We start from the raw sequence: 1,343 nt of genomic DNA on the forward strand, positions 1-1,343 counted from the left end.
GCGAACCAGGGGAACTGAAACATCTAAGTACCCTGAGGAAAAGAAATCAACCGAGATTCCCTTAGTAGTGGCGAGCGAACGGGGACTAGCCCTTAAGTGGCTTTGAGATTAGCGGAACGCTCTGGAAAGTGCGGCCATAGTGGGTGATAGCCCTGTACGCGAAAATCTCTTAGTCATGAAATCGAGTAGGACGGAGCACGAGAAACTTTGTCTGAATATGGGGGGACCATCCTCCAAGGCTAAATACTACTGACTGACCGATAGTGAACTAGTACCGTGAGGGAAAGGCGAAAAGAACCCCGGAGAGGGGAGTGAAATAGATCCTGAAACCGTATGCGTACAAGCAGTGGGAGCCCACTTTGTTGGGTGACTGCGTACCTTTTGTATAATGGGTCAGCGACTTATTTTCAGTGGCGAGCTTAACCGAATAGGGGAGGCGTAGCGAAAGCGAGTCTTAATAGGGCGTCTAGTCGCTGGGAATAGACCCGAAACCGGGCGATCTATCCATGGGCAGGTTGAAGGTTGGGTAACACTAACTGGAGGACCGAACCGACTACCGTTGAAAAGTTAGCGGATGACCTGTGGATCGGAGTGAAAGGCTAATCAAGCTCGGAGATAGCTGGTTCTCCTCGAAAGCTATTTAGGTAGCGCCTCATGTATCACTGTAGGGGGTAGAGCACTGTTTCGGCTAGGGGGTCATCCCGACTTACCAAACCGATGCAAACTCCGAATACCTACAAGTGCCGAGCATGGGAGACACACGGCGGGTGCTAACGTCCGTCGTGAAAAGGGAAACAACCCAGACCGTCAGCTAAGGTCCCAAAGTTATGGTTAAGTGGGAAACGATGTGGGAAGGCTTAGACAGCTAGGAGGTTGGCTTAGAAGCAGCCACCCTTTAAAGAAAGCGTAATAGCTCACTAGTCGAGTCGGCCTGCGCGGAAGATGTAACGGGGCTCAAACCATACACCGAAGCTACGGGTATCACGTAAGTGATGCGGTAGAGGAGCGTTCTGTAAGCCTGTGAAGGTGAGTTGAGAAGCTTGCTGGAGGTATCAGAAGTGCGAATGCTGACATGAGTAACGATAATGGGTGTGAAAAACACCCACGCCGAAAGACCAAGGTTTCCTGCGCAACGTTAATCGACGCAGGGTTAGTCGGTCCCTAAGGCGAGGCTGAAAAGCGTAGTCGATGGAAAACAGGTTAATATTCCTGTACTTCTGGTTATTGCGATGGAGGGACGGAGAAGGCTAGGCCAGCTTGGCGTTGGTTGTCCAAGTTTAAGGTGGTAGGCTGGAATCTTAGGTAAATCCGGGATTCTAAGGCCGAGAGCTGATGACGAGTTA

Annotated in this window: 1 rRNA gene; it reads left to right on the forward strand. The window is 50.9% G+C overall.

What is annotated here, in order from left to right:
• Nucleotides 1-1,343 (forward strand): 23S ribosomal RNA (locus BT199_RS26495); the annotation flags it as partial.

The organism is Pseudomonas sp. NFR02, from assembly GCF_900119375.1.
Classification (GTDB): domain Bacteria; phylum Pseudomonadota; class Gammaproteobacteria; order Pseudomonadales; family Pseudomonadaceae; genus Aquipseudomonas; species Aquipseudomonas paracarnis.